At 63.2% G+C, this 24,814-nt stretch carries 19 protein-coding genes; 5 read left to right on the top strand and 14 right to left on the bottom strand.

The annotated features are described in order from the left end of the window. Positions 1 to 90 precede the first annotated feature (90 nt). The 6 genes from cmk to mtnA form a co-directional block, all read right to left on the bottom strand. Positions 91 to 777 carry a (d)CMP kinase gene (gene cmk, locus PM2_RS09925; RefSeq protein WP_016715023.1) on the bottom strand — a complete coding sequence of 229 codons (687 nt, stop codon included), beginning with the start codon at positions 775 to 777 and terminating at the stop codon, positions 91 to 93. After that, positions 774 to 3,026, bottom strand: coding sequence for a bifunctional prephenate dehydrogenase/3-phosphoshikimate 1-carboxyvinyltransferase (locus PM2_RS09920; protein WP_016715022.1), 2,253 nt, complete (start codon positions 3,024 to 3,026; stop codon positions 774 to 776). Before PM2_RS09920 ends, cmk begins: the two co-directional genes overlap by 4 nt. Before the next feature lie 77 nt (positions 3,027 to 3,103). Beyond that, on the bottom strand, positions 3,104 to 4,198 hold the full coding sequence (gene pheA, locus PM2_RS09915) for a prephenate dehydratase (RefSeq protein ID WP_016715021.1): 1,095 nt from the start codon (positions 4,196 to 4,198) through the stop codon (positions 3,104 to 3,106). After that, positions 4,198 to 5,283 (bottom strand): 3-phosphoserine/phosphohydroxythreonine transaminase, encoded by a 1,086-nt coding sequence (serC, locus tag PM2_RS09910; protein ID WP_028698676.1) that lies wholly within the window; start codon positions 5,281 to 5,283, stop codon positions 4,198 to 4,200. Before serC ends, pheA begins: the two co-directional genes overlap by 1 nt. A gap of 132 nt (positions 5,284 to 5,415) precedes the next feature. Next, positions 5,416 to 8,181, bottom strand: a complete 2,766-nt coding sequence (gene gyrA, locus PM2_RS09905; protein WP_016715019.1) for a DNA gyrase subunit A — start codon at positions 8,179 to 8,181, stop codon at positions 5,416 to 5,418. Positions 8,182 to 8,427: 246 nt separating this feature from the next. Next, positions 8,428 to 9,504: an S-methyl-5-thioribose-1-phosphate isomerase gene (mtnA, locus tag PM2_RS09900; protein WP_016715018.1), complete on the bottom strand. Its 1,077-nt coding sequence runs from the start codon at positions 9,502 to 9,504 to the stop codon at positions 8,428 to 8,430. A gap of 110 nt (positions 9,505 to 9,614) precedes the next feature. Here mtnA and ubiG point away from each other — a divergent pair, with 110 nt between their 5' ends. Genes ubiG through PM2_RS09885 form a run of 3 tightly spaced genes read left to right on the top strand, consistent with a single transcriptional unit; the run spans position 9,615 to position 11,757 of the window. Further along, positions 9,615 to 10,313 carry a bifunctional 2-polyprenyl-6-hydroxyphenol methylase/3-demethylubiquinol 3-O-methyltransferase UbiG gene (gene ubiG, locus PM2_RS09895; protein ID WP_016715017.1) on the top strand — a complete coding sequence of 233 codons (699 nt, stop codon included), beginning with the start codon at positions 9,615 to 9,617 and terminating at the stop codon, positions 10,311 to 10,313. Positions 10,314 to 10,315: 2 nt separating this feature from the next. Beyond that, on the top strand, positions 10,316 to 10,987 hold the full coding sequence (gene mupP / locus PM2_RS09890; protein WP_016715016.1) for an N-acetylmuramic acid 6-phosphate phosphatase MupP: 672 nt from the start codon (positions 10,316 to 10,318) through the stop codon (positions 10,985 to 10,987). 29 nt (positions 10,988 to 11,016) lie between these two features. Beyond that, positions 11,017 to 11,757, top strand: coding sequence for a YciK family oxidoreductase (locus PM2_RS09885; RefSeq protein ID WP_020371284.1), 741 nt, complete (start codon positions 11,017 to 11,019; stop codon positions 11,755 to 11,757). A gap of 57 nt (positions 11,758 to 11,814) precedes the next feature. On the opposite strand, the gene PM2_RS09880 is transcribed toward PM2_RS09885, so the two are convergent. From PM2_RS09880 to PM2_RS09850, 7 genes are all read right to left on the bottom strand, one after another. Continuing rightward, positions 11,815 to 12,600, bottom strand: coding sequence for an iron-containing redox enzyme family protein (locus PM2_RS09880; protein ID WP_016715014.1), 786 nt, complete (start codon positions 12,598 to 12,600; stop codon positions 11,815 to 11,817). Between the two features lie 30 nt (positions 12,601 to 12,630). After that, a complete protein-coding gene (locus PM2_RS09875) occupies positions 12,631 to 15,087 on the bottom strand; it encodes an EAL domain-containing protein (protein WP_028698677.1) in 2,457 nt (818 codons plus the stop codon). Positions 15,088 to 15,211: 124 nt separating this feature from the next. Beyond that, positions 15,212 to 17,044 carry an ABC transporter ATP-binding protein gene (locus tag PM2_RS09870; protein ID WP_016715013.1) on the bottom strand — a complete coding sequence of 611 codons (1,833 nt, stop codon included), beginning with the start codon at positions 17,042 to 17,044 and terminating at the stop codon, positions 15,212 to 15,214. Next, the gene (locus tag PM2_RS09865) at positions 17,037 to 17,669 is read right to left on the bottom strand and encodes a DsbA family protein (protein ID WP_016715012.1); all 633 of its coding nucleotides are present in this window, start codon (positions 17,667 to 17,669) and stop codon (positions 17,037 to 17,039) included. Before PM2_RS09865 ends, PM2_RS09870 begins: the two co-directional genes overlap by 8 nt. 3 nt (positions 17,670 to 17,672) lie before the next feature. After that, positions 17,673 to 18,605: an oxygen-dependent tRNA uridine(34) hydroxylase TrhO gene (gene trhO, locus PM2_RS09860; protein WP_016715011.1), complete on the bottom strand. Its 933-nt coding sequence runs from the start codon at positions 18,603 to 18,605 to the stop codon at positions 17,673 to 17,675. Positions 18,606 to 18,714: 109 nt separating this feature from the next. Beyond that, on the bottom strand, positions 18,715 to 19,011 hold the full coding sequence (locus PM2_RS09855) for a BolA family protein (protein ID WP_016715010.1): 297 nt from the start codon (positions 19,009 to 19,011) through the stop codon (positions 18,715 to 18,717). 10 nt (positions 19,012 to 19,021) lie between these two features. Continuing rightward, entirely contained in the window at positions 19,022 to 19,546 is a 525-nt protein-coding gene (locus tag PM2_RS09850) for a DUF2059 domain-containing protein (protein ID WP_028698678.1), read from the bottom strand. Positions 19,547 to 19,700: 154 nt separating this feature from the next. Between PM2_RS09850 and PM2_RS09845 the strand changes: the two genes are divergently transcribed. Further along, complete coding sequence (locus PM2_RS09845) at positions 19,701 to 21,095, top strand: class II fumarate hydratase (protein ID WP_016715009.1); 1,395 nt, start codon at positions 19,701 to 19,703, stop codon at positions 21,093 to 21,095. A 75-nt stretch (positions 21,096 to 21,170) separates the two neighbouring features. Here the strand turns inward: PM2_RS09845 and pap are convergent, their stop codons facing one another. Beyond that, complete coding sequence (gene pap / locus PM2_RS09840; RefSeq protein WP_016715008.1) at positions 21,171 to 22,664, bottom strand: polyphosphate:AMP phosphotransferase; 1,494 nt, start codon at positions 22,662 to 22,664, stop codon at positions 21,171 to 21,173. A gap of 113 nt (positions 22,665 to 22,777) precedes the next feature. On the opposite strand from pap, the gene mnmC reads away from it, so the two are divergent. Continuing rightward, on the top strand, positions 22,778 to 24,742 hold the full coding sequence (mnmC, locus tag PM2_RS09835; protein WP_016715007.1) for a bifunctional tRNA (5-methylaminomethyl-2-thiouridine)(34)-methyltransferase MnmC2/FAD-dependent 5-carboxymethylaminomethyl-2-thiouridine(34) oxidoreductase MnmC1: 1,965 nt from the start codon (positions 22,778 to 22,780) through the stop codon (positions 24,740 to 24,742). Positions 24,743 to 24,814: the final 72 nt, after the last annotated feature.

The following is a 24,814-nucleotide window of genomic DNA, read 5'->3' as shown; positions in this document are numbered from 1 at the left end:
CCTCGCCACATTCCAGACAATGTGGGTCTGTTTTAAGTAAAGGAAAGCAGGCAGGACGTTGACTGGTGCCCCTGCCTGCTCTCCTGGCTATCAGAGGAGATCGCGCTGGGCGATCTCGCTCCTGATACGTTGCAACACCTGCTCGATGGACAACTCGGTAGAGTCCAACTGAATGGCATCGACCGCTGGTTTCAGCGGGGCCACTGCACGTTGGGTGTCGCGTTCATCACGCGCACGAATCTCATCCAGCAGACTCGACAGACTAACATCTTCACCCTTGCCCTTCAACTGCAGGTAGCGACGACGTGCACGCTCCTCCGCGCTGGCGGTAAGGAAGACCTTCAACGGCGCGTCGGGGAACACCACGGTGCCCATGTCGCGACCGTCGGCGATCAGGCCCGGCGCCTCACGGAACTCACGCTGACGCACCAGCAGGGCATCACGCACCGCCGGCAGCGAAGCCACCATCGAGGCACCCGCACCTACCGTTTCGGTACGGATGACGTTACTGACGTCTTCACCCTCAAGGATGATCTGTTGCAGCTTACCGGGCTCGGCGGCGATGAACTGCACATCCAGATGGGCGGCAAGCTTGGTCAGCAGCTCTTCGTTGGTGAGGTCGACACCGTGATTACTGGCGTTGAACGCCAGCAAGCGGTAAAGCGCACCCGAATCCAGCAGCTTCCAGCCCAGCTCGCGAGCCAGCAGGCCGGCGACCGTGCCCTTACCCGAGCCGCTAGGCCCGTCGATGGTGATAACCGGCGCCAGCGAATTCACGACTTGCCCTCTTCCGCCACGCGGATACCCACTTCGGCACACAGCGCCAGGAAGTTGGGGAACGAGGTGGCGACGTTGGCGCAGTCATGGATGCGGATGGGCGCGCTGGCGCGCAGCGAGGCCACGCTGAAAGCCATGGCAATGCGGTGGTCACCGTGGCCATGCACTTCGCCACCGCCCAACTGGCCACCGTCGATGATGATGCCGTCCGGGGTCGGTTCACACTTGATGCCCAGGGTGATCAGGCCGTCAGCCATCACCTGGATACGGTCGGATTCCTTCACCCGCAGCTCTTCGGCGCCACGCAGCACGGTACGCCCTTCGGCGCAGGCGGCGGCCACGAACAGCACCGGGAACTCGTCGATGGCCAGCGGTACCAGTTCTTCCGGGATATCAATGCCCTTGAGCTTGGCACCACGCACACGCAAATCAGCCACCGGCTCGCCGCCGACTTCACGCTGGTTTTCCAGGGTAATGTCGCCGCCCATCAGGCGCAGGATGTCGATCACGCCGGTACGGGTCGGGTTGATGCCTACGTGCTCCAGCACCAGCTCGGAGCCCTCAGCGATCGAAGCTGCCACCAGGAAGAACGCTGCCGAGGAAATGTCGGCCGGCACCTCGATGCGGGTCGCGGTGAGTTTGCCACCGGACTGCAGCGAGGCAACCGGGCCGTTCGACTCGACCGCATAGCCAAAGCCGCGCAGCATGCGCTCAGTGTGGTCACGGGTTGGCGCAGGCTCGGTGACGGTGGTCTTGCCTTCGGCGTACAGGCCGGCCAGCAACAGGCACGATTTGACCTGGGCGCTGGCCATCGGCAGCGTGTAGGTCAATGCCTTGAGCTTGCTACCGCCGCGAATGGTCAGCGGTGGGCGGCCTTCCGGACCTGTCTCGACCACGGCGCCCATTTCGCGCAGCGGGTTGGCCACACGGTTCATCGGGCGCTTGGACAGCGAAGCGTCGCCTGTCATGGTGACGTCGAACGGCTGGCCGGCCAGCAGGCCCGACAGCAGGCGCATCGAGGTACCGGAGTTACCTACATACAGCGGCCCGGGTGGTGGCTTGAGGCCGTGCAGGCCAACGCCGTGAATGGTCACGCGACCGTGGTTGGGGCCCTCGATGACCACACCCATGTCACGGAATGCCTGCAGGGTCGCCAGCGCGTCTTCACCTTCGAGGAAGCCTTCGACTTCGGTGGTGCCTTCGGCCAGCGAGCCGAGCATGATCGAGCGATGGGAAATCGACTTGTCGCCCGGTACACGAATACGCCCGTTCAGGCGGCCACCCGGTTGGGCCAGGAAAATCAGATCGTTGGCGTTCATAGCGTCCACATAGGCCCGGCGGGCCAGGATTTTACTGAAATGCTCGCGGGCAACCCGTGCGCGGGTGAATACACCCAGCAGCTGGTGCCCGTCCCCTTCAGCGATCGCGTCGCGCAAGGCGTCGAGATCGCTGCGATATGTATCTAGCGTGCGCAGGACAGCGTCGCGGTTGGCGAGGAAGATGTCGTGCCACATGGTCGGGTCGCTGCCAGCGATTCTTGTGAAATCGCGGAAACCTCCCGCAGCGTACCGGAAGATCTCGAGGTTTTCATTGCGTTTGGCCAACGAGTCGACCAAGCCAAAGGCCAGCAGGTGCGGCAAGTGACTGGTAGCTGCCAGCACTTCATCATGGCGCTCGACCGACATGTGCTCCACATCGGCATCCAGCGCACGCCACAGGCGGTCGACCAGCGCTAGCGCGGCAGGATCGGTTTCGGCCAGCGGCGTGAGGATGACCTTGTGACGGCGGAACAGGGCAGCGTTGGAGGCCTCTACCCCGCTCTGCTCGGAACCGGCGATGGGGTGGCCGGGGACGAAGCGCGGCAGACGCTGAGCGCTCTCGTTTACAAAAACAGCGCGCGCCTCACGGACGACGTTGCCCTTGGCGCTGCCGACATCCGTGATGATGGCATTGCCCAGGTCAAGCCGAGCCAGGCGGGCCAGGACTTTTTCCATGGCCAGGATCGGTACGGCCAGCATGATGACATCGGCACCGACACAGGCGACTGCAAGGTCTTCTTCGCAGCGATCGACCACGCCCAGGGCCACAGCTTGCTTGCGCGAAGGGGCATCCAGGTCTACACCGACCACTTCGCGGCACAGGCCGCTTTCACGCAGGCCCTTGGCGAAAGAGCCGCCGATCAAGCCGAGGCCGACTACGACCAGGCGATTGATGACGGGTGCGGGTTTGGTTTTTGCTGCATTTACCACTGGTGCGAACCCTGTTCAGAAATCTAGACAGCCTGTGAAGGCCATTGGGGCTGCGTTGCAGCCCCAACACTTTCAAATCAAAGCACCGCCTTCGGATAAGAGCCCAGCACCTTCAGCGCCACAGCCTCCTGGCTGATCTGCTCCAGCACCGCTTTGATCAACGGGTCGCGGTGGTGGCCAACGAAATCGATGAAGAACACGTAGGTCCACTTGCCGCTGCGCGACGGGCGGGTCTCGATGCGGGTCAGGTCGATGCCGTTCTGGTGGAACGGCACCAGCAGCTCGTGCAAGGCACCGGGCTTGTTGCTCATCGAAACGATGATCGAAGTCTTGTCGTCGCCGGTCGGCGGCACTTCCTGGTTGCCGATCATCAGGAAGCGCGTGGAGTTGTCCGGGCGGTCTTCGATCTTCTCGGCCAGGCGAGTCAGACCATACAGGTTGGCCGCCATATCACCGGCGATCGCCGCCGAATTCCACTCACCCTTGACGCGCTTGGCGGCCTCGGCATTGCTCGATACAGCGACGCGCTCCACGTTCGGGTAGTGCGCGTCCAGCCATTTGCGGCACTGGGCGAGCGACTGAGCGTGGGAGTAGATACGGGTGATACTGTCGGTCTTGGTATTTTCGCCCACCAGCAGGTGGTGGTGGATACGCAGCTCGACCTCACCGCAAATCACCATGTCGTGCTCAAGGAAGCTGTCCAGGGTATGGCTGACAGCGCCTTCGGTGGAGTTTTCCACCGGCACCACGCCGAAATTGACAGCACCGGCCGCCACTTCACGGAACACTTCGTCGATGGCTGCCATCGGGCGGCTGATCACCGCGTGACCAAAGTGCTTCATGGCCGCCGCTTGGGTGAAAGTACCCTCAGGGCCGAGATAGGCGATTTTCAGCGGCTCTTCCAGGGCCAGGCACGAGGACATGATTTCGCGGAACAGCCGCGCCATCTCTTCGTTGCCCAGCGGGCCTTTGTTGCGCTCCATCACACGCTTGAGCACCGCTGCCTCACGCTCAGGGCGGTAGAACACCGGCTTCTCGCCTTCTTTCAGCGAGGCGGTCTTGACCCGGGCCACTTCTTCGGCGCAACGGGCGCGGTCGCTGATCAGCTCGAGGATTTTCTCGTCGAGGCTGTCGATGCGTACGCGCAGCGCCTTGAGTTCCTGTTCGGACATCAGCCGTGCTCCTTCTCGAATTCAGCCATGTAGCCCACCAGCGCTTCCACTGCTTCCAGGCCCAGGGCGTTGTAGATGGAAGCGCGCATGCCGCCCACCGAGCGGTGGCCCTTGAGGTTGAGCAGGCCACGGGCATCGGCACCGGCGAGGAAGGCCTTGTCCAGGCGCTCGTCAGCCAGGCGGAACGGCACGTTCATCCACGAACGGGCGTTGTGGCTGATCGGGTTGGTGTAGAAGTCGCTGTTGTCGATAAAGCCGTACAGACGCTCTTTCTTGGCGCGGTTGCGCTGCTCCATGGCGTCGACGCCACCCTGCTCTTTCAGCCACTCGAAGACCAGGCCCGAGAGGTACCAGGAGTATGTGGCCGGGGTGTTGTACATCGAGCCGTTGTCAGCTGAAACCTTGTAGTCGAGCATGGTCGGGCAGCTGCTGCGGGCATGACCCAGCAGGTCTTCACGCACGATCACCACCACCAGGCCACTCGGCCCGATGTTCTTCTGCGCACCGGCGTAGATCAGGCCGTACTGCGACACGTCGATGGGGCGCGAGAGGATGTCGGACGACATGTCGACCACCAGCGGGACGTCACCGGTTTCTGGCACCCAATCAAACTGCAGGCCACCGATGGTCTCGTTGGATGCATAGTGCACGTAGGCGGCGTTCTTGGTCAGGCTCCACTCGTTCTGGCCCGGGATCGCCAGGTAGTCGTAAGGCTTGGCGCTGGCGGCGACGTTGACATTGCCGAAGCGGCGCGCTTCTTCGATGGCTTTTTTCGACCAGATGCCGGTTTCGATGTAGTCGGCAGTGCCGTTTTCCGGCAACAGGTTCAGCGGGATTTCAGCGAACTGCTGGCTGGCGCCGCCCTGCAGGAACAGCACCTTGTAGTTGGAGGGGACGGACAGCAGGTCACGCAGGTCCTGCTCGGCCTTTTCGGCGATGGCCACGTAGTCGTCGCTGCGATGGCTCATTTCCATCACCGACAAGCCCTTGCCGTTCCAGTCCAGCATTTCGGCCTGGGCGCGCTGCAAAACAGCGTCAGGAAGCGCGGCAGGGCCTGCGCAGAAGTTAAAGGCTCGTTTGCTCACATCCACTCTCGCTCTGCCAAATAGTACAAATTCGTAATTCAGTGACCGCTACCCATGCAGGATCACAGGCAAGCCCGCGCCTACACAGTCAAACGGGGCGACCTTGGTCGCCCCGCTCGGGTTTACGCTTGCTTACTCCTGCGGGGCCTCTTCGGCGCCAGCAGCTTCTTCGTTGTCTGGCGCCTCAGCCTCGACACCCTCTTCGTCCGTCTCGATCACATCGTCGAGTTCGTCCTCGGAAGGCTCCTGGATACGCTCCAGGCCAACCAGCGTCTCGTCGGTAGCCAGCTTGATCAAGGTCACGCCCTGGGTGTTACGGCCCAAGCTGGACACCTCACCCACCCGTGTACGCACCAGCGTACCCTGGTCGGAGATCAGCATGATCTCTTCGCCTTCCTGCACCTGGATAGCGCCGATCAGCAGACCGTTGCGCCCTTTGGTCCCCATGGCGATCACACCCTGGCCACCGCGGCCGCGACGCGGGAACTTGGACAGCGGGGTGCGTTTGCCGAAGCCACGCTCGGAGGCAGTCAGGATCTGCGCACCCGATTCCGGGATCAACATGGAAATGATCTGCTGCCCCTTGCCCAGCTTCATGCCGCGTACGCCACGGGCGTTACGGCCCATTTCGCGCACCACGCTTTCAGCGAAGCGGATCACCTTACCGGCGTCGGAGAACATCATGACTTCCTTGGCGCCGTCAGTAATGGCGGCAGCGATCAGGGTGTCACCTTCTTTCAGCTTGAGGGCAATCAGGCCGTTGGAGCGCGGACGGGCGAACTGCACCAGCGGGGTCTTCTTCACGGTCCCCGAAGCGGTGGCCATGAAGATGTAGGCGCCAGTCGGCTCGGCCACCCACTCAGGGGTATCGCCGTCTTCTTCGTCGACTTCCTCGGCCTCGACCACTTCGCCTTCGAGCACGGCATCTTCCGCCTCGTCCAGCTCTTCTTCGGCGCCAGCGCTCTGCTGCAGGGCCTCAAGGTCGATCTGCAGCATGGCAGTGATGCGCTCACCCTCCTCCAGCGGCAGCAGGTTGACCAGCGGGCGACCGCGAGCAGCGCGGGACGCTTCAGGGATGTCGTAGGTTTTCAGCCAGTACACCTTGCCCTTGCTGGAGAACAGCAACAAGGTAGCGTGGCTGTTGGCAACCAGCAGGTGCTCGATGTAGTCCTCGTCCTTCACCCCGGTAGCCGACTTGCCTTTGCCGCCACGGCGCTGGGCCTGGTAGGCGGACAGCGGCTGGGTCTTGGCGTAGCCGCCGTGGGAGATGGTGACCACACGCTCTTCTTCCGGGATCATGTCGCCGTAGCTGAGGTCGTGGCGCGCATCGAGAATTTCGGTACGTCGGGCATCGCCGTATTCGGCACGGATGGCTTCCAGCTCTTCGCGGATCACTTCCATCAGGCGCTCGGCGCTGCTGAGGATGCGGATCAGCTCGCCGATCTGCTCGAGGATTTCCTGGTACTCGGCCAGCAGCTTCTCGTGCTCCAGGCCGGTCAGGCGGTGCAGGCGCAGGTCGAGAATGGCCTGAGCCTGCTCTGGCGACAGGAAATACTTGCCGTCATGCAGGCCGTATTGCTCTGGCAGGTCTTCAGGGCGGCAGGAATCGGCGCCGGCGCGCTCGACCATGACCTGCACGGCACTGGATTCCCACGGCGTGGAAACCAGGGCTTCCTTGGCTTCGGACGGCGTCGGCGAGGCCTTGATCAGGGCGATGACCGGGTCGATGTTGGACAGCGCGACCGCCTGGCCTTCAAGGATGTGGCCGCGTTCGCGGGCCTTGCGCAGCTCGAACACGGTACGGCGGGTCACCACTTCACGGCGGTGACGGACGAACGCTTCGAGCAGGTCCTTGAGGTTGAGCAGGCGCGGACGGCCGTCGACCAGGGCCACCACGTTGATACCGAACACACTCTGCAGCTGGGTTTGCTGATAGAGGTTGTTGAGCACCACCTCCGGCACCTCGCCGCGACGCAGCTCGATGACGATGCGCATGCCGTCCTTGTCGGACTCGTCGCGCAGCTCGGTGATGCCTTCGATCTTCTTCTCTTTTACCAGCTCGGCGATCTTTTCGATCAGACGCGCCTTGTTCAGCTGGTACGGCAACTCGGTCACGACGATCTGCTGGCGGCCGCCGACCTTGTCGATGTCTTCGATTTCGGAACGGGCACGCATGTAGATGCGGCCACGGCCGGTACGATAGGCCTCGATGATGCCTTGGCGACCATTGATGATGCCCGCAGTCGGGAAATCCGGGCCCGGGATGTGCTGCATCAGCTCATCGATGGTGACTTCCGGGTTGTCGATCAGCGCCAGGCAGCCGTCGATGACTTCACCGAGGTTGTGCGGCGGGATGTTGGTCGCCATGCCCACGGCGATACCGCTAGAACCGTTGACCAGCAGGTTGGGAATACGGGTCGGCATGACCGCCGGGATCTGCTCGGTGCCGTCGTAGTTGGGCACCCAGTCGACGGTTTCTTTGTGCAGGTCGGCCAGCAGCTCGTGGGCCAGCTTGGTCATGCGCACTTCGGTGTATCGCATGGCTGCGGCGTTGTCGCCGTCCACCGAACCGAAGTTGCCCTGGCCGTCGACCAGCAGATAGCGCAGCGAGAACGGCTGGGCCATACGCACGATGGTGTCGTAGACCGCAGTGTCGCCGTGCGGGTGGTACTTACCGATCACGTCACCGACCACACGGGCGGATTTCTTGTACGGCTTGTTCCAGTCGTTGCCCAGTTCGCTCATCGCATAGAGAACGCGACGATGCACGGGCTTCAAGCCGTCACGCGCATCGGGCAGCGCTCGCCCGACAATCACGCTCATCGCGTAGTCGAGGTAAGACTGTCTCAGTTCGTCTTCGATATTGACCGGGAGGATTTCTTTGGCCAGTTCGCCCATGAGAAGCCTGATTCCTTTTTCTGGTGAAACTTCGCAGCTCCATCAAGGGCCGAACGAAGCTCGCCGCCGCAGCGCATAAGGGTGCGACGACTTACGACAAATCAATGAGTTGTGCCATGGATCTGCGCAATGAAGGCCGCCGTGATGGGCGGTCCTGGAAACTGCCGGATGTTATCACAAAGGCGGGGGCGGTGGGGAGATGTGGCACGGGTGTGCTTGCCGTGAATCCTCTGCCGCCCTACGCCCTCAGTGCAACCGCTTGCGGCACATCAACTGCGCCAGTTTGGCGGTATCCGGGCGCTCGACAATGCCTCGCTCGGTCACAATCACGTCGATCAGGTCGGCCGGGGTCACGTCGAACACCGGGTTGAATACCTCCACATCCGGCGCCACCCGGGTCCCGGCAATGTCCAGCAGTTCGTCGGCCGCGCGCTCTTCCAGCGAAATATCCTCGCCAGTGGCCAGGTTCAGGTCGATGCTGGTGCTCGGCGCCACCACCATGAAGCGCACACCGTGGTGCATGGCGCTGACCGCCAGCTGGTAGGTGCCGATCTTGCTGGCCACGTCGCCGTTGGCAGCGATGCAATCCGCGCCCACCACCACCCAGGTGATGCCTTTGGTCTTCATCAGGTGGGCGAGCGCCGAGTCGGCGCACAGGGTGACCGGGATGCCTTCGTTGGCCAGCTCCCAGGCGGTCAGGCGCGAGCCTTGCAGCCAGGGGCGGGTTTCGCCGGCATACACCCGCTCGACCATGCCTTCGAGGTAGCCGGCGCGGATCACCCCCAACGCGGTACCAAAGCCGCCGCTGGCCAGCGCACCGGCATTGCCGTAGGTGAGCAGGGTCTGGGCATTGCCCTGGTGACGACGAATCAGCTCGATGCCTTGCTGGGCCATGGTCAGGTTGGCTTCACGGTCGCTTTCATGGATGGCCACGGCTTCGGCCTCCAGTGCTGCCAGCACATCTTCATCCGGGCGCAGACGCTGCAGGCGCTCGCGCATGCGGTTCAGCGCCCAGAACAGGTTGGCTGCGGTGGGACGCGCCTCGGCGAGGCAGAGGAAGTCCTCTTCAAGGTCCATTTCCCAATCGCCACCTTCGGCCAGCCGCTCTTCAAGGGCCAGCACCAGGCCGTAAGCGGCGGCAATGCCGATGGCCGAGGCCCCGCGCACCGCCATGTCACGGATCGCCGCCGCCACCTGCGCGACATTGTCGCAGGCCAGCCAGCGTTCATCCGAGGGCAGCAGGCGCTGGTCGAGCAGGTGCAAGACGCCGCCCTGCCAGCGGATCCCGGTCACCTTCTCCGCCGCCAAAAGTCGCTCGCGCATCGCCTCTCCCCGTCGTTCGGATATCAAAAGCCGGCGATTATAGCGACCCTCGGGGCCGAGCGCTCGGGTATACTCCGGCGCAATTTTGCGAAGTTTCAGAGGACTGTTCAATGAGCAACGTCGATCGCGCCGAAATCGCCAAGTTCGAAGCGCTGGCCCACCGCTGGTGGGACCGCGAAAGCGAGTTCAAGCCGCTGCACGAAATCAACCCGCTGCGCGTCAACTGGATCGACGAACGCGCCAGCCTGGCCGGCAAGAAGGTGCTGGACGTCGGCTGCGGCGGCGGCATCCTCAGCGAAGCCATGGCCCTGCGTGGTGCCACGGTGACCGGTATCGACATGGGCGAAGCCCCCTTGGCCGTGGCCCAACTGCACCAGCTGGAGTCCGGCGTGCAGGTGGAATACCGGCAGATTACCGCCGAAGCCCTGGCCGAAGAAATGCCCGAACAGTTCGACGTGGTGACCTGCCTGGAAATGCTCGAGCACGTGCCCGACCCGTCTTCGGTGATTCGCGCCTGCTACCGCATGGTCAAGCCGGGTGGCCAGGTGTTCTTCTCCACCATCAACCGCAACCCCAAGGCCTACCTGCTGGCCATCGTCGGCGCCGAGTACATCCTTAAGATGCTGCCGCGCGGCACCCACGACTTCAAGAAGTTCATCCGCCCATCCGAACTGGGCGCGTGGAGCCGCGCTGCCGGCCTCGAAGTCAAAGACATCATCGGCCTGACCTACAACCCGCTGACCAAGCACTACAAGCTCAACAGCGACGTCGACGTCAACTACATGATCCAGACCCTGCGCGAGGAATGAGCATGCGTTTGCGAGCAGTACTCTTCGACATGGACGGCACCTTGCTAGACACGGCGCCAGACTTCATCGCCATTTGCCAGGCCATGCTCGCCGAGCGCGGCCTGCCGGCCGTTGACGACAACCTGATCCGTGGCGTGATTTCGGGCGGCGCCCGCGCCATGGTAGCCGCCACGTTTGCCATGGACCCGGAAGCCGAAGGCTTCGAGGCCCTGCGCCTGGAGTTCCTGGAGCGCTACCAGCGCGACTGCGCGGTGCACAGCAAGCTGTTCGACGGCATGGCCGAGTTGCTGGCCGACATCGAGAAAGGCAACCTGGTGTGGGGCGTGGTCACCAACAAGCCGGTGCGTTTCGCCGAGCCGATCATGCAGCAGCTGGGCCTGGCCGAGCGTTCGGCCTTGCTGATCTGCCCGGACCATGTGAAAAACAGCAAGCCCGACCCCGAGCCGCTGATCCTGGCCTGCAAGACCCTGGACCTGGACCCGGCCAGCGTGCTGTTCGTCGGTGACGACCTGCGCGACATCGAGTCTGGCCGCGACGCCGGCACCCGCACGGCGGCGGTGCGTTACGGCTATATTCATCCAGAGGACAACCCTAACAACTGGGGTGCCGACGTGGTGGTGGACCACCCGCTGGAACTGCGCAAAGTGATCGACAGCGCGCTGTGCGGCTGCTGAACCCCGCCAACGAACACGAAGGACCTACCATGTTCGACTACACCGCCCGCCCCGACCTGCTGCAAGGCCGGGTCATCCTGGTTACCGGTGCCGGCCGCGGCATCGGTGCCGCTGCCGCCAAGGCCTACGCCGCACTGGGCGCCACCGTGCTGCTGCTGGGCAAGACCGAGGCCAACCTGAACGAGGTCTACGACCAGATCGAGGCCGCCGGGCATCCGCAACCGGTGGTCATCCCGTTCAATCTGGAAACCGCCCTGCCCCACCAGTACGACGAGCTGGCGGTGATGATCGAGGATCAGTTTGGCCGCCTGGACGGCCTGCTGAACAATGCCTCGATCATTGGCCCACGCACGCCGCTGGAGCAGTTGTCGGGCGACAACTTCATGCGCGTGATGCACATCAACGTCGATGCCACCTTCATGCTCACCAGCACCCTGCTGCCGCTTTTGAAACTGTCGCAAGACGCCTCGGTGGTGTTCACCAGCAGCAGCGTCGGGCGCAAGGGGCGGGCCTACTGGGGCGCCTATGGCGTGTCGAAGTTCGCCACCGAGGGGCTGATGCAGACCCTGGCTGACGAGCTGGAAGGCGTGGCACCGGTGCGTTCCAACAGCATCAACCCGGGCGCCACGCGCACGGCGATGCGCGCCCAGGCCTACCCCAGCGAGAACCCGCAGAACAACCCGCTGCCCGAAGAGATCATGCCGGTGTACCTGTACCTGATGGGGCCGGACAGCACCGGGGTAAATGGGCAGGCGTTCAACGCCCAATAAACCTGTCCCGGCCTCTTCGCGGGTTTACCCGCGAAGAGGCCGGGACAGCAGATCAGATCAGCCCGCTGCCAACGCCGGCCGCAGGCGGCCCTGCTGGCGCCCTTCCAGCTGCATGCACCGCTCCAAAAACAGGAACATGCAGTCGTAACTCTTGCAAATCGCCCTGCGCAGCTCGGTGCGCAGCCCCAGCGTCGGGTTCTCGCCCGCCAGGGTACAGATGATCTCCAGCGCCTCCCACGGGTGCGCATCGTCATACTGGGCATGCATCTTCAGCCACTTCATCGCCCGCTTGCGCTGGTCCTCCGGGAAGCCCAGTGCATAGGTGTCGGTCGAGCACACCACCGCCGACCACTCCCCGGTAGCCCCTTCGATGGCGTAGTTGGTCGCCGCCATGGAAATGGCCAGGTTCTCGGTAGCGCACACGCGCCAGCACCAGTCGTTCAACCCGTTCAGCTCGGGCGGCACTTCCTGGGCCTGCAACTCATGCAGGTGTACGCCATGCGCCTGACACCAGTTCACCCAGTAGTCGGCGTGGTTCAGCTCAACCCGGATATTGCGCATCAACCAGCGCCGCGCCATGTCTTCGCCCTGGTGCCGCCCATAACGGGTCTTGGTCAGGTTGTGGGCCATGTACAGTGAAAACTGCTCCACCACCGGCCAGCCACCGATCAGGTACTGGCGAATGGTCGACTGCTTGAGCTGGCCATCGCGCAGGCGCGCATAGAACTCATGCTCGACCACCCGGCGCTTGCTTTCGCGACAGTCTTCAATCAGTTGCTGGGCCCACTGGGGGTAGCTGGCGGGGTCCATCAAAGGCCCGATACGAACGAATGCATCAATCACTTTCAGCTCCTTGATCCTTGTGATTTCTAGCTAGCGAAACGTGCCAGGTGCGCGCTGCAACAGAGGCCGGGCGGCGATCCGTTGGCGCTGCAGACTGTCACAGGTGAACACCTGAGGGCGTTCGATCAGGTAACCCTGGGCGTAATCCACGCCTATTTCCTGTAGGGCCTGCTCGATCAAGGGTGTTTCGACGAACTCGGCGATGGTGCGTTTCCCCATGACATGGCCGATATGGTTGATGACCTCGACCATGGCTCGGTTGACCGGGTCGTCGAGCATGTCCTTGACGAAACTGCCGTCAATTTTCAGGAAATCCACGGGCAAATGCTTGAGGTAGGCGAACGAAGACATGCCAGCGCAAAAATCATCGAGCGAGAAGCGGCAGCCCAGCCCCTTCAACTCGTTGATGAAGCGGATGGCGCTACCCAGGTTTGCAATGGCGCTGGTTTCGGTGATTTCGAAACAGATCATCCGTGGCGGGATGGCGTATTCGACAAACAGCCGCTGCAGGTACTCGAGAAACTTGTCATCGCCGATGCTCGACCCTGAGAGGTTGATCGCGCAGATCGACAGCGGCCCTTCACGCCCTTCGTCCAGGCATTGGCGGATGACCTGGAACACATTGCGCACCACCCAGCGGTCCAGCGCGGTCATCAGGCCATAGCGCTCGGCTGCCGGAATGAAGCTGCTGGGCAGAATGGTACGACCACTTTCGTCGTACAGGCGCAGCAGGATTTCGATATGGCCAGGGCCTTCGAACGTTTTCAGCGGGGCAATTTCCTGGGCGTACAGGCAGAAGCGGTTTTCTTCCAGGGCCACATGCAAGCGCTGGATCCACGCCATTTCACCAAAGCGCATGGACAGCTCGCTGTCATCGGCGTGGTACACCTGCACGCGATTGCGCCCCTTTTCCTTGGCCATGTAGCAGGCCATGTCGGCAGCGCGCAGCGAGGTTTCGAGGGTACCGGGGGCCTGGGCCATATGCACCAGGCCAACACTGACCGTGGTGACGAACGGCCGCCCCTTCCACACGAAATGCAGGCTCTGCACCATCTGGCGTAACTGTTCGGCAATGCGCTCGGCCTGGTCGGGCGGGCAGTTTTCCAGCAGTACGCCAAATTCGTCCCCCCCCAGCCGCGCCAGGGTATCGCCTTCACGCAGGCCGGATTGCAGCACGGCGCAGATGTGCCGCAGCAGCTCGTCACCGGCGGCGTGGCCGCAGGTGTCGTTCACCAGCTTGAACTGGTCGAGGTCAAGGAACATCAGCGAATGCCGCCCACCCTGGCGCGCCAGGTCATTGAGCGCCTGCTCCAGGCGGTACTCGAACTCGCGGCGGTTGGCCAGGCCGGTCAGGGCATCGTGGGTGGCCTGCCAGGACAGGTTGGCGATGTACTGGCGTTCCTGGGTCATGTCATGCAGTACCAGTACGATGCCGCTGACCTGGCCATCGCTGACGATGGGCGAGCCTACCAGGTTGATCGACACGGTGCTGCCATCCAGGCGCTGAATCAGCCGGGCATGCTCCGCGCCGCCTTTGAGGCTACCGCTAAGCACCTGCTCGACCAGGCTGCTGCCATCTTCTTCAGCCTGCTCGTCTACCAGGCTGAACAGCGCTGACAACGGCAGGCCCTGAGCCTGACCAGACTGCCAATGGGTCAGTTGCTCGGCGGCCGGGTTCATGTAGCCGATACTGCCCTCCACATCGGTGGTGATCACCGCATCACCAATGGCCTGCAGGGTGATCTGTGCCCGCTCCTTTTCCTCCTGCAGGGCACTGGCGAAGGCTTGCCGTTGGGCCAGCAGCTTGCTGGAGCGGCGCCAGGCGATGGTAATCAGGAACATGGCCGTCAGCAGGTTGGTGATCAGCAGCACCCGCAACAGCATGCGCGAGCCTTCACCCAGCGCATCACTGAACGCCTTGGCGGCGGGTGTGACACCCTCGTTGATGGTGACGATACGGGCCTTCCAGGCACTCACTGCCTGGGCGTCTAGCGGGCCAGTGGCAAAGCTCTGGCGCATCTCGCCAGCCAGCACATCGAGCTTGGCCAAGTAATCGTCGCCAATGTCCCAGTAGTCGATGGCTGTCTGCATATAGCTGATGTTGCGGAAATTGCGGTAGAACCGGATGATCCGCTCGACATCGTCGGGGTGGTTGCCACCCTTCAGCACCGCCCGGCGCGCCGCATCCAGATCAGGGTTGGGCTGGTCGAGCACCTCGCGTAACTGGTGGTCACCCTGCGGCACGGTAATGGCTTGGCGATAGCGCTGATAGGTGCTGTCGTCGCGGGTTTCGGCGTACAGGTTAAGGTAGTAAATGGCGTCTTTCTGGGCCTTGGACCACAGGCTTTCGCCCGCGACATAGGCGCGCACGGCCGACAGCGTATAAAGGCTGAGGCTGCCCAACGCTACCTGGAAGACCACAACGGCGATGAAGGGCCAGGTGATGCCGAGCAACTTTGGCGCTTCTAGAGTGCGATGTCCCTTCATGGATTCCCTGTCACAGAGCAGATAAGGCGCAAATCAACCCAGACAAGCACAGCGTAGGCCATCTGCCATCGTTGTGGAGGGGATTTTTATGACAGGGAATCGGGGGATTTGTACAGTTTGAACGTCAGCTTTGCTGCAGGTGCCCATAAAGCTTGGCGTATAACCCACCCTCGGCAATCAGCTGCTGGTGGCCACCCTCTTCGGCCACATGCCCACCATCGAATACCAGCACCCGGTCGGCCTGTTTCACGGCCGACAGGCGGTGGGCGATGATCAGCGTGGTACGGCCGCTGAGGAAGCGCGCCAATGCCTGATGCAGGTTGTACTCGGTGGCAGCGTCCAGCGCCGAGGTGGCCTCGTCGAGAATCACCACCTTGGGCTCGGCCAACACCATGCGGGCGATGGCCAGGCGCTGACGCTGGCCGCCGGACAAGCGCACGCCGGAACGCCCCACCACACTGTCCAGGCCCTGCGGCAAGGCCGCAATGGTGGCATCCAGCTGAGCGATGCGCAGCGCTTGCCAGCAGGCGTCGTCGCTGCAGTCGCGGCCCATGTTCAGGTTGGCGCGCACGGTGTCGTTGAACAGTGACGGGTGCTGCAACACCACCGCCACGTTTTCACGCAGGGTTTCCAGGCCGATTTCCTGCAGGCTGGCACCGCCAAAGCGGATGGTACCGGCCTGGGCGCTATAGAGGCCCAGCAACAGTTGCACCAAGGTGCTTTTGCCGCCACCACTGGCACCGACAATCGCCACCTTTTCACCCGGGGCGATGGACAGGTCCAGGTTATCCAGCACTGGCTCGTCGGCATAGGCAAAACGCAAGTCGCGCACCTCGATGCCCACCGTGTCGCGCCCGGTGAACGGGTCGCAGGCGGCCGGGTACTGCGGCTCGTCAGCACGTGCCAGCAGCTCGTTGAGGCGGCTCAGCGCACCGCCAGCGGCGTAGTAGGCGTATTGCAGGTTGAGCAGCTGTTCCACCGGGCCGATCATGAACCACAGGTAGCTGAACACCGCCAGCATCTGGCCGATCGACAGGTCGGAGAAGAGCACGGTGAGCATGGCTGCTGCACGGAAAATGTCGATGCCGAACTGGAACAGCAGGCCGCTGGCACGGCCACTGGCATCGCTTTTCCACTGTGAATCAACGGCGTAGTCGCGCACTTCGCGGGCACGCAGGCCAAGGCGGCCCAGGAAGTAGCCCTGGCGGTTGCCGGCACGGATTTCCTGGATGGCATCGAGCGTTTCCGCCAGCGCCTGGGTAAAACGCGCGGTGCTGTCGTTTTCGAGCTTTTTCAGATGTTTGACGCGCTTGCCCAGCTGCACGGTGAAGTAGATCACCAGCGGGTTGAACAGCAAGATCAGCAACGCCAGCTGCCAGTGCATCCAGATCAGGATTGCCGCCGTGCCGGTCAACGTCAGCATGGCCACCAGGAAACGGCTGAGGGTTTCGCCCACGAACTTGTCGAGGGTGTCCAGGTCGGTGACTAGGTGAGTGGTTACCGTGCCGCTGCCCAGGCTTTCGTATTCCTTCAGCGAAATGCGCTTGAGCCGCTCTATAAGGCGAATTCGCAGGCGGTAGACGATGTCCTTGGCCAAGCCGGCAAACAGCTTGGCCTGGATCACGTTGAACGCCAGCGCCGCCAGGCGCAGGCACAGGGTGAGCGCCAGCATCAGGCCGATGTAGCCAGCGGCCACCTGCCAGCTGGACGGCAGCAGGTGGTTCATCCACTTCAGCGCGGCATCGCCATGGCCCAGCAGCACTTCATCTACCAGCAGCGGCAGCAGCAGCGGAATGGGCACGCTGCAACACGCCGCCAGCACAGCGATGAGGTTGGCGGACCAGAGGTTTTGCTTGTGGTGCAGGGCAAGGCGGCGGATTTCCGCCCAACTCAGTCGATCGGCCGCAGTGTATGGCTTGCCCGGTACCGGGTCGGGTGACCCAGGCACATCAAGCACAGGCGGCCTGCTGCAGCCAACGGCCGAGCAAGGGTTGCAGGCGCTCCAGCGGCTGGTAGCCGTTGGTCAGCAGGGCCAGTTGGCCGTTGCGCTCGGCCAGCAAGGTTGGGAAACCGGCGATACCCAGGTCCTGTGCCCAGCTGAAGTCGGCCGCAGTGGCCGCACGGGTATCGGCACGGGCGAAGGTTTCGGCGAACACGGCACGGTCGAAGCCCGCCTGTTCGGCCAGCTCGACCAACTGCGGCGCGGTGGTCACATCCACGCCCTGCTCGTAGAACGAACGCTGAATCAGCGCCAGCAGCGGCCAGACGCGCTCGGCGTCCAGCTCGCGGGCCGTGACCAGGGCGCGGCAGGCCGGTTCGGTGTCGTAGACGAAGCCGTCGGGCATGGCCCCCTCGAAGCGGAACGGCTGGCCGGTGGCGTCGGCCACCGCCTGCCAGTGTTCGAGGATGTACTTGCGGGTAGAGCTGTCCAGCGCACTGCCACCCGTGCGCAGCCCGCCCACCACCAGACGGGTGGCGATACCGGCCTCACGCGCCTGGGCGATCAGGGCCGCCGCCACTGGCGCGAAACCCCAGCACCAGGAGCACATCGGGTCCATCACATAGATCAGGCGTGCAGACATGCATCAAGCCTCGGCTTTGTAGTTGTAACCGATCGGGTGCGGCAGGTTGCGAGCCTTGGCCAGCTCGATCTGCTTCTGCCGGTCGATGGCACTGCGCCGGGTCTTTTCGCTCAAGGTGTCCCAGCAATGCGGGCAGCTGACCCCTGGCGAATAGTGCTCGGACGCGCGCTCCTCTGCATTGATCGGGTGGCGGCAGGCGTGGCACTGGTCGTACTCGCCTTCGCTCAGGTCATGGCGCACCGTGACGCGGTTGTCGAAGACGAAGCAGTCGCCGTCCCACAGGCTTTCTTCCTGAGGCACTTCCTCGAAGTATTTTAGGATACCGCCCTTAAGATGATAGACCGCCTCGAAGCCTTCACCGAGCATGTAGCTGGAGGCTTTTTCGCAACGGATGCCGCCGGTGCAGAACATGGCCACCTTCTTGTGCTTGCTCGGGTCGAAGTTGGCCTTGATGTACTCCGGGAACTCGCGGAAGGTCTCGGTCTTGGGGTCGATGGCACCTTTGAAGGTACCAATGGCCACTTCGTAGTCGTTGCGGGTGTCGATCAGCAGCACTTCCGGATCGCTGATCAGGGCGTTCCAGTCCTTGGGCTCGACATAGGTGCCGACCGCCTGGTTGGGGTCTACGCCTGGCACGCCGAGGGTGACGATTTCTTTCTTGAGCTTGACCTTGGTGCGGTAGAACGGCTGTTCGTCGCAGTACGACTCTTTGTGGTCGACATCGACCAGGCGCGGGTCGTTGCGCAGCCAGGCCAGCAGGCCATCGATGCCTTCGCGGGTGGCCGACACGGTGCCGTTGATGCCCTCGTGGGCCAGCAGCAGGGTGCCTTTGACGTTGTTGTCGAGCATGGCCTTGAGCAGCGGCTCACGCAGCTCGACGTAGTCTTCCAGGGTGACGAACTTGTACAGCGCCGCGACGACGATGGCTTGAGACATGAAGCAGGTTCTCCAGGTGGTTGCCCTCGTAAGGGGCGGACCGGGTTGACAAATAAAAACGCGCCGACAAGCGGCGCGTTGCGAATTCTACCAGAACGACAGAAAGGTTTCAGTGCCCGCCGCCCGCACACACAGGCGAGGCCGGTGCAACGCCGACCTTGGCCCACTCTTCGGCGGTGTAGGTGTGGATGGCCAGGGCGTGAATTTCGCCCATCAGCTCACCCATGGTGGCGTACACCTTCTGGTGGCGCTTGACGCTGTTCAACCCGGCAAACTGCTCGCTGACGATCACTGCCTTGTAGTGGGTCTCCTGACCACGACTGTGCATGTGGCTTTCGTTGAGCACTTGCAGGTGTTCCGGCGCCAGGGCCGCCAGTTGCTGTTCAATGCGCTGCTGCATGGTCATTGCGGCGTACTCACTTCTTCGCCGGCGCGGCGGCCTTGCCAGCGTTCGGGTCCAGCTCTTTGGTCATGTCTTCCAGCAGCTTGTTCACCACCGGTACTGCTGGCTCCAGGCTTTGCTGGGTCAGCTGGGCCGATTGCTGGGTGACCTTGGGCATTTCACGCAGCACTTTCTTGCCCAGCGGCGATTCGTAGAACTTGACCAGGTCTTTCAGTTCCTGCTCGGTGAACGTCTGGGTGTACAGGTCGACCATCTTCGGCTTCAGCTTGTTCCAGCCGATGGCGTTGTCCAGTGCGGCGTTGGCCTTGGCCTGGTAGCTTTCCAGCACCGGCTGCTTGGCGGCCGGGGCCTTGGTCTGGGCGAAGCGCTGGGCGAACATCTGCTGCACTTGCATGTACACCGGGGCGCCCAGCTTGTCGGCGTTGGCCAGGGTCAGGAACTTCTCGGCAGCAGCGTTATGGCTGGCGGTGGCAGCGAGCACCTGGCCGCTGGCGCAAACCAGGGCAACGGCGGCACAAAGGACACGGAGACGGGTCATTGCATTTCCTTCAAAGAGAGGGAGGCGGGAACCTCAGAGTAGAGCATTCTGCGCCGTGGTGGCGATGTGCTCAAGTGGCACGACGAGCGACGGAACCGCTCTGTCGATTCAGGGCCTAAACTGCGAATTCGAACTACACAGGAGTGAGTACAGAATGAGCCGTATCGAGACAGACAGCCTGGGCCCGGTCGAAGTTCCGGAGGACGCCTACTGGGGTGCGCAAACCCAGCGTTCGCTGATCAACTTCGCCATTGGCAAGGAACGCATGCCCCTCGCGGTGCTGCACGCCCTGGCGCTGATCAAGAAGGCCGCTGCACGCGTCAACGACCGCAATGGCGACCTGCCGGCCGACATCGCCCGGCTGATCGAGCAGGCCGCCGACGAAGTGCTGGATGGCCAGCATGACGACCAGTTTCCGTTGGTCGTCTGGCAAACCGGCAGCGGCACCCAGAGCAACATGAACGTCAACGAAGTGATTGCCGGGCGCGCCAACGAACTGGCCGGCAAGGGCCGTGGCGGCAAGGCGCCGGTACACCCCAACGACCACGTCAACCGCTCGCAAAGCTCCAACGACTGCTTCCCCACCGCCATGCACATTGCTGCCGCCCAGGCAGTGCATGAAAAACTGCTGCCGGCCATCGCCGACCTGTCGTCGGGCCTGGCCGAGTTGTCAGCGCGCCACCAAAAGCTGGTGAAGACCGGCCGCACGCACATGATGGATGCCACGCCAATCACCTTCGGCCAGGAAGTCTCGGCCTTCGTTGCCCAGCTCGATTACGCCCAGCGAGCCATCCGCGCCACCCTGCCGGCAGTCTGCGAGCTGGCCCAGGGCGGCACCGCCGTGGGTACCGGCCTTAATGCACCGCATGGTTTTGCCGAAGCCATCGCTGCCGAGCTGGCGGCGGAGTCCGGCCTGCCGTTCGTCACTGCGCCGAACAAATTCGCCGCCCTCGCCGGCCACGAACCGCTGACCAGCCTGGCGGGCGCCCTGAAAACCCTGGCCGTGGCCCTGATGAAAATTGCCAACGACCTGCGCCTGCTCGGCTCCGGCCCGCGCGCCGGGCTGGCCGAAGTGCGCCTGCCAGCCAACGAACCCGGCAGCTCGATCATGCCGGGCAAAGTCAACCCTACCCAGTGCGAGGCGTTGTCGATGCTGGCCTGCCAGGTGCTGGGCAACGACGCGGCCATCGGCTTTGCCGCCAGCCAAGGGCACTTGCAGCTGAACGTGTTCAAGCCGGTGATCATCCATAACCTGTTACAGTCGATCGAGTTGCTGGCGGATGGCTGTCGCAACTTCCAGGAGCACTGCGTGGCGGGTATCGAGCCGGATGCCGGGCAGATGGCCGCGCACCTGGAGCGCGGATTGATGCTGGTGACGGCGCTTAACCCGCATATTGGCTATGACAAGTCGGCGGAGATTGCCAAGAAGGCTTATAGCGAGGGCAAGACCTTGCGCGAGGCGGCGCTGGAGCTGAAGTACCTGACCAATGAGCAGTTCGACCAGTGGGTAAGGCCGGAGAACATGCTGGCACCGGGTGGTAAAGGCTGAACCACCTATAACCTGTACCGGCCTCTTCGCGGGCTTGCCCGCTAAGAGGCCGGTACAGGCAGCCGAGCACTTCAGCTATTTTTTGTCCTTGGCAAACGCCGCCTCAAGCGCCTGGTTGATGGTGCGCAACACCTTAACCCGCGCCCAGCGCTTGTCGTTGGCCTCTACCAACGTCCACGGCGCGATCTCGCTGCTGGTGCGGTCGACCATGTCGCCTACGGCCTGGACGTAGTCGTCCCACTTGTCGCGGTTGCGCCAGTCGTCCTCGGTGATCTTGTAACGCTTGAACGGAATCTGCTCACGCTCCTCGAACCGTTCCAGCTGGGTCTGCTGATCAATCGCCAGCCAGAACTTGACCAACACCACGCCGGCATTCACCAACTGCTCTTCAAAGTCGTTGATCTCGCTGTAGGCGCGCATCCAGTCGGCCGGGCTGCAGAAGCCCTCCACCCGCTCGACCAGCACCCGGCCATACCAGGATCGGTCGAAAATGGTGAACTTGCCGCGTGCCGGGATATGCCGCCAGAATCGCCACAGGTAAGGCTGCGCGCGTTCTTCTTCGGTGGGTGCGGCAATCGGCACGATACGGTACTGACGCGGGTCCAGCGCCGCCGCCACCCGGCGGATGGCGCCGCCCTTGCCGGCAGCGTCGTTGCCTTCGAACACCGCCACCAACGCGTGCCTGCGCATGTGCTTGTCGCGCAGCAGGCCGGCCAGGCGGGCCTGTTCGGTGACGAGCTGTTCCTGGTAGTCGGATTTGTCCAGCCGCTGGGTCATGTCCAGGGCACCTAACAGGCTGCGGCCGTCGATGCTACGGCCCAGCGGGGCCACGTTGCCCTGGTGCTTGCCCTTGGGGTTGTGGGCCAGCGCGGCTTGCAGGCTTTCCAGCAGGATGCGCCCTACCGCCAGGCTACGGTAGTTCGGGTCGACGCCCTCGATGATATGCCACGGCGCATAGTCGCGGCTGGTGCGGCGCAGCACGCGCTCGCCAAAGCGCACAAAACGGTCGTAGGTTTCGGACTGCTGCCAGTCCAGCGGGCTGATCTTCCAGCTGTGCAGCGGGTCGTCCTTGAGCGATTTCAACCGCGCCTTCATCTGCTTCTTGGACAGGTGGAACCAGAATTTGATGATCAGCGCACCTTCATCGCACAGCATCTGCTCCAGACGCTCGGCGCCCATGATGGCCTGGTCGAGCACGGCATCCTTGAATACCCCGTGCACCCGCCCCTGCAGCATCTGGCTGTACCAGTTGCCGAAAAACACGCCCATCCGCCCTTTGGGGGGCAAGGCCCGCCAATAACGCCAGGCTGGCGGGCGAGCCAGCTCTTCGTCGGTCTGCTGGTCGAAGGTGAGCACATCGATCATGCGCGGGTCCATCCACTCGTTGAGCAGTTTTACCGTCTCACCCTTGCCGGCACCTTCGATGCCGTTGATCAGCACGATCACCGGGAAACGCGCCTGCTGCTTGAGTTCGTACTGGGCTTCGAGCAGGGCCTCGCGTAAAGCGGGTACCTCGGCGTCGTAAGCCTCCTTGTCGATGCTGTGGCCGATTTCGGCGGATTCAAACATGCACTGGCTCCTTCAATGGATAAGCAAGACTAGCGGATTTGTGGGCCGCCTGTGCCTGCGCAAAATCACCAGATGGCATAAAATCCCGCCCATCTGCTGCAACCGAGCCAACCATGTCCACCCTCCTCCAGCACGCCCAGATCGACTGGGACGACCAGGGCCGTCCCCACTCGCGGCAATACGATGACGTCTACTTCGCGGTCAACGAAGGCATCGAAGAAACCAAGCATGTGTTCCTCGGCCAGACCCGCCTGGCCGAGCGTTTTGCCAACCAGGCCCCGCACGCCAGCCTGGTGATCGGCGAAACCGGCTTTGGCACTGGCATGAACTTTTTCTGCGCTTGGCAGCTGTTTGATGAACACGCGCACAGCAACGCGCGCCTGCACTTCGTCAGCGTCGAAAAATACCCACTCAGCCTGGCCGACATGGCCCGCGCAGTACACCTGTGGCCGGAGCTTGCCGCCTACACCGAGCCGCTGCTGGCGCAATACGTGGCGGTTCACCAGGGCTTCCAGCAATTCACCTTCGCCGAGGGTAGGGTCACCCTCACGCTGCTGGTCGGTGATGTACTGGAACAGCTGCCGCAGCTCGATGCGCAGATCGATGTGTGGTTCCTCGATGGTTTCGCCCCGGCGAAGAACCCTGACATGTGGACCCCGGAGCTGTTTGCGCAACTGGCGCGGCTGTCGCACGCAGGCACCGTACTGGGCACCTTCACCACCACGGGTTGGGTACGCCGCAGCCTGGTCGAAGCCGGCTTCGCCATGAAGAAGGTGCCGGGCATCGGCAAGAAGTGGGAAGTGATGAGCGGCGCTTACGTCGGCCCCCGGCCCGGCCCCAATGCGCCTTGGTATGCACGCCCGCCGGGCATTTCTGGGCCGCGTGAAGCGCTCGTGATCGGAGCCGGGCTCGCTGGCAGCACAACCGCTGCCAGCCTGGCCCGGCGTGGCTGGCAGGTGACCGTGCTGGAACGCCACGATGCACCGGCCCGGGAAGCCTCGGGCAACCCGCAGGGGGTGCTGTACCTCAAGCTGTCTGCGCATGGCACCGCGCTGTCGCAAATGATCCTGTCCGGCTTCGGCTACACCCGTCGCCAACTCGAGCGCTTGCAGCGTGGTCGGGACTGGGATGCCTGCGGGGTGCTGCAACTGGCCTTCGACAGCAAAGAGGCCGAACGCCAGGGCAAACTGGCTGCCGCTTTCGACCACGCCTTGCTACACACCCTGGCGCGCACCGAGGCCGAAGCCATTGCCGGTGTGGCCCTGCCTGCCGGCGGCCTGTTCTACCCCGAAGGCGGTTGGGTACACCCGCCTGCCCTGTGCCAGCAGCAGTTGCAGCACCCGGGGATTCAGCTGATGACACATCAGGAAGTGCTTGAGCTGCGCAAGGTGGATGACCAGTGGCAAGCCTGGGCGGGTGAACGCCTGCTGGCCAGTGCGCCTGTGGTTATCCTGGCCGGTGCCGCCGACGTTCGGCGTTTCGAGCCTTGCGCACAGTTGCCGCTCAAACGTATTCGCGGGCAGATTACCCGGCTGCCGGCCACTGCCAGCAGCCGCATGCTCAGCACGGTGGTATGCGCAGAGGGCTATGTAGCGCCACCCCGCGGGAACGAGCATACCTTGGGCGCAAGCTTCGACTTCCACAGCGAAGACCTGGCGCCAACGGTTGCCGAACACCAGGGCAACCTGGCGCTGCTGGACGAGATTTCCGTCGACCTGGCGCAGCGCTTGGGCACAGCCGAGTTGGCCCCTGAGCAGTTGCAGGGGCGCGCAGCCTTCCGTTGCACCAGCCCGGATTACCTGCCGATCGTGGGGCCGGTAGCTGATGTGCAGGCGTTTGCCCAGGCCTATGCGGTGCTGAGCCGGGATGCGCGTCAGGTGCCGGATTTGGCCTGCCCTTGGCTGGAGGGGTTGTATGTGAACAGCGGGCACGGGTCGCGCGGGTTGATCACGGCGCCGCTAAGTGGCGAGCTGGTGGCGGCTTGGGTATGCGGGGAACCGTTGCCGTTGCCGCGGGCAGTGGCGGAGGCTTGTCATCCGAACCGGTTTGCGTTGCGTAAGCTGATTCGGGGTAAGTGATTGCATCGGGGGCTTGCCGACGGATTTGCTGCGCCTGTGAGATCGAGCGCCGCGCGGGCGGCGCTCGATTTG

Source organism: Pseudomonas monteilii NBRC 103158 = DSM 14164, from assembly GCF_000730605.1.
GTDB lineage: Bacteria > Pseudomonadota > Gammaproteobacteria > Pseudomonadales > Pseudomonadaceae > Aquipseudomonas > Aquipseudomonas monteilii.
The sequence above is the reverse complement of the archived record's forward strand: the minus strand, read 5'-3'. Positions and strand labels throughout refer to the sequence as shown.

Excerpts from the sequence above, each read along its gene's own strand:
- mupP (WP_016715016.1), top strand. The coding sequence starts at position 10,316 with ATGCGTTTGCGAGCAGTACTCTTCGACATGGACGGCACCTTGCTAGAC.
- PM2_RS09885 (WP_020371284.1), top strand. The coding sequence starts at position 11,017 with ATGTTCGACTACACCGCCCGCCCCGACCTGCTGCAAGGCCGGGTCATC.
- PM2_RS09850 (WP_028698678.1), bottom strand. The coding sequence starts at position 19,546 with ATGACCCGTCTCCGTGTCCTTTGTGCCGCCGTTGCCCTGGTTTGCGCC.
- PM2_RS09855 (WP_016715010.1), bottom strand. The coding sequence starts at position 19,011 with ATGACCATGCAGCAGCGCATTGAACAGCAACTGGCGGCCCTGGCGCCG.
- mnmC (WP_016715007.1), top strand. The coding sequence starts at position 22,778 with ATGTCCACCCTCCTCCAGCACGCCCAGATCGACTGGGACGACCAGGGC.
- trhO (WP_016715011.1), bottom strand. The coding sequence starts at position 18,605 with ATGTCTCAAGCCATCGTCGTCGCGGCGCTGTACAAGTTCGTCACCCTG.
- gyrA (WP_016715019.1), bottom strand. The coding sequence starts at position 8,181 with ATGGGCGAACTGGCCAAAGAAATCCTCCCGGTCAATATCGAAGACGAA.
- ubiG (WP_016715017.1), top strand. The coding sequence starts at position 9,615 with ATGAGCAACGTCGATCGCGCCGAAATCGCCAAGTTCGAAGCGCTGGCC.
- PM2_RS09865 (WP_016715012.1), bottom strand. The coding sequence starts at position 17,669 with ATGTCTGCACGCCTGATCTATGTGATGGACCCGATGTGCTCCTGGTGC.
- pap (WP_016715008.1), bottom strand. The coding sequence starts at position 22,664 with ATGTTTGAATCCGCCGAAATCGGCCACAGCATCGACAAGGAGGCTTAC.
- pheA (WP_016715021.1), bottom strand. The coding sequence starts at position 4,198 with ATGTCCGAACAGGAACTCAAGGCGCTGCGCGTACGCATCGACAGCCTC.
- PM2_RS09875 (WP_028698677.1), bottom strand. The coding sequence starts at position 15,087 with ATGAAGGGACATCGCACTCTAGAAGCGCCAAAGTTGCTCGGCATCACC.
- mtnA (WP_016715018.1), bottom strand. The coding sequence starts at position 9,504 with ATGCGCGAGCGACTTTTGGCGGCGGAGAAGGTGACCGGGATCCGCTGG.
- PM2_RS09845 (WP_016715009.1), top strand. The coding sequence starts at position 19,701 with ATGAGCCGTATCGAGACAGACAGCCTGGGCCCGGTCGAAGTTCCGGAG.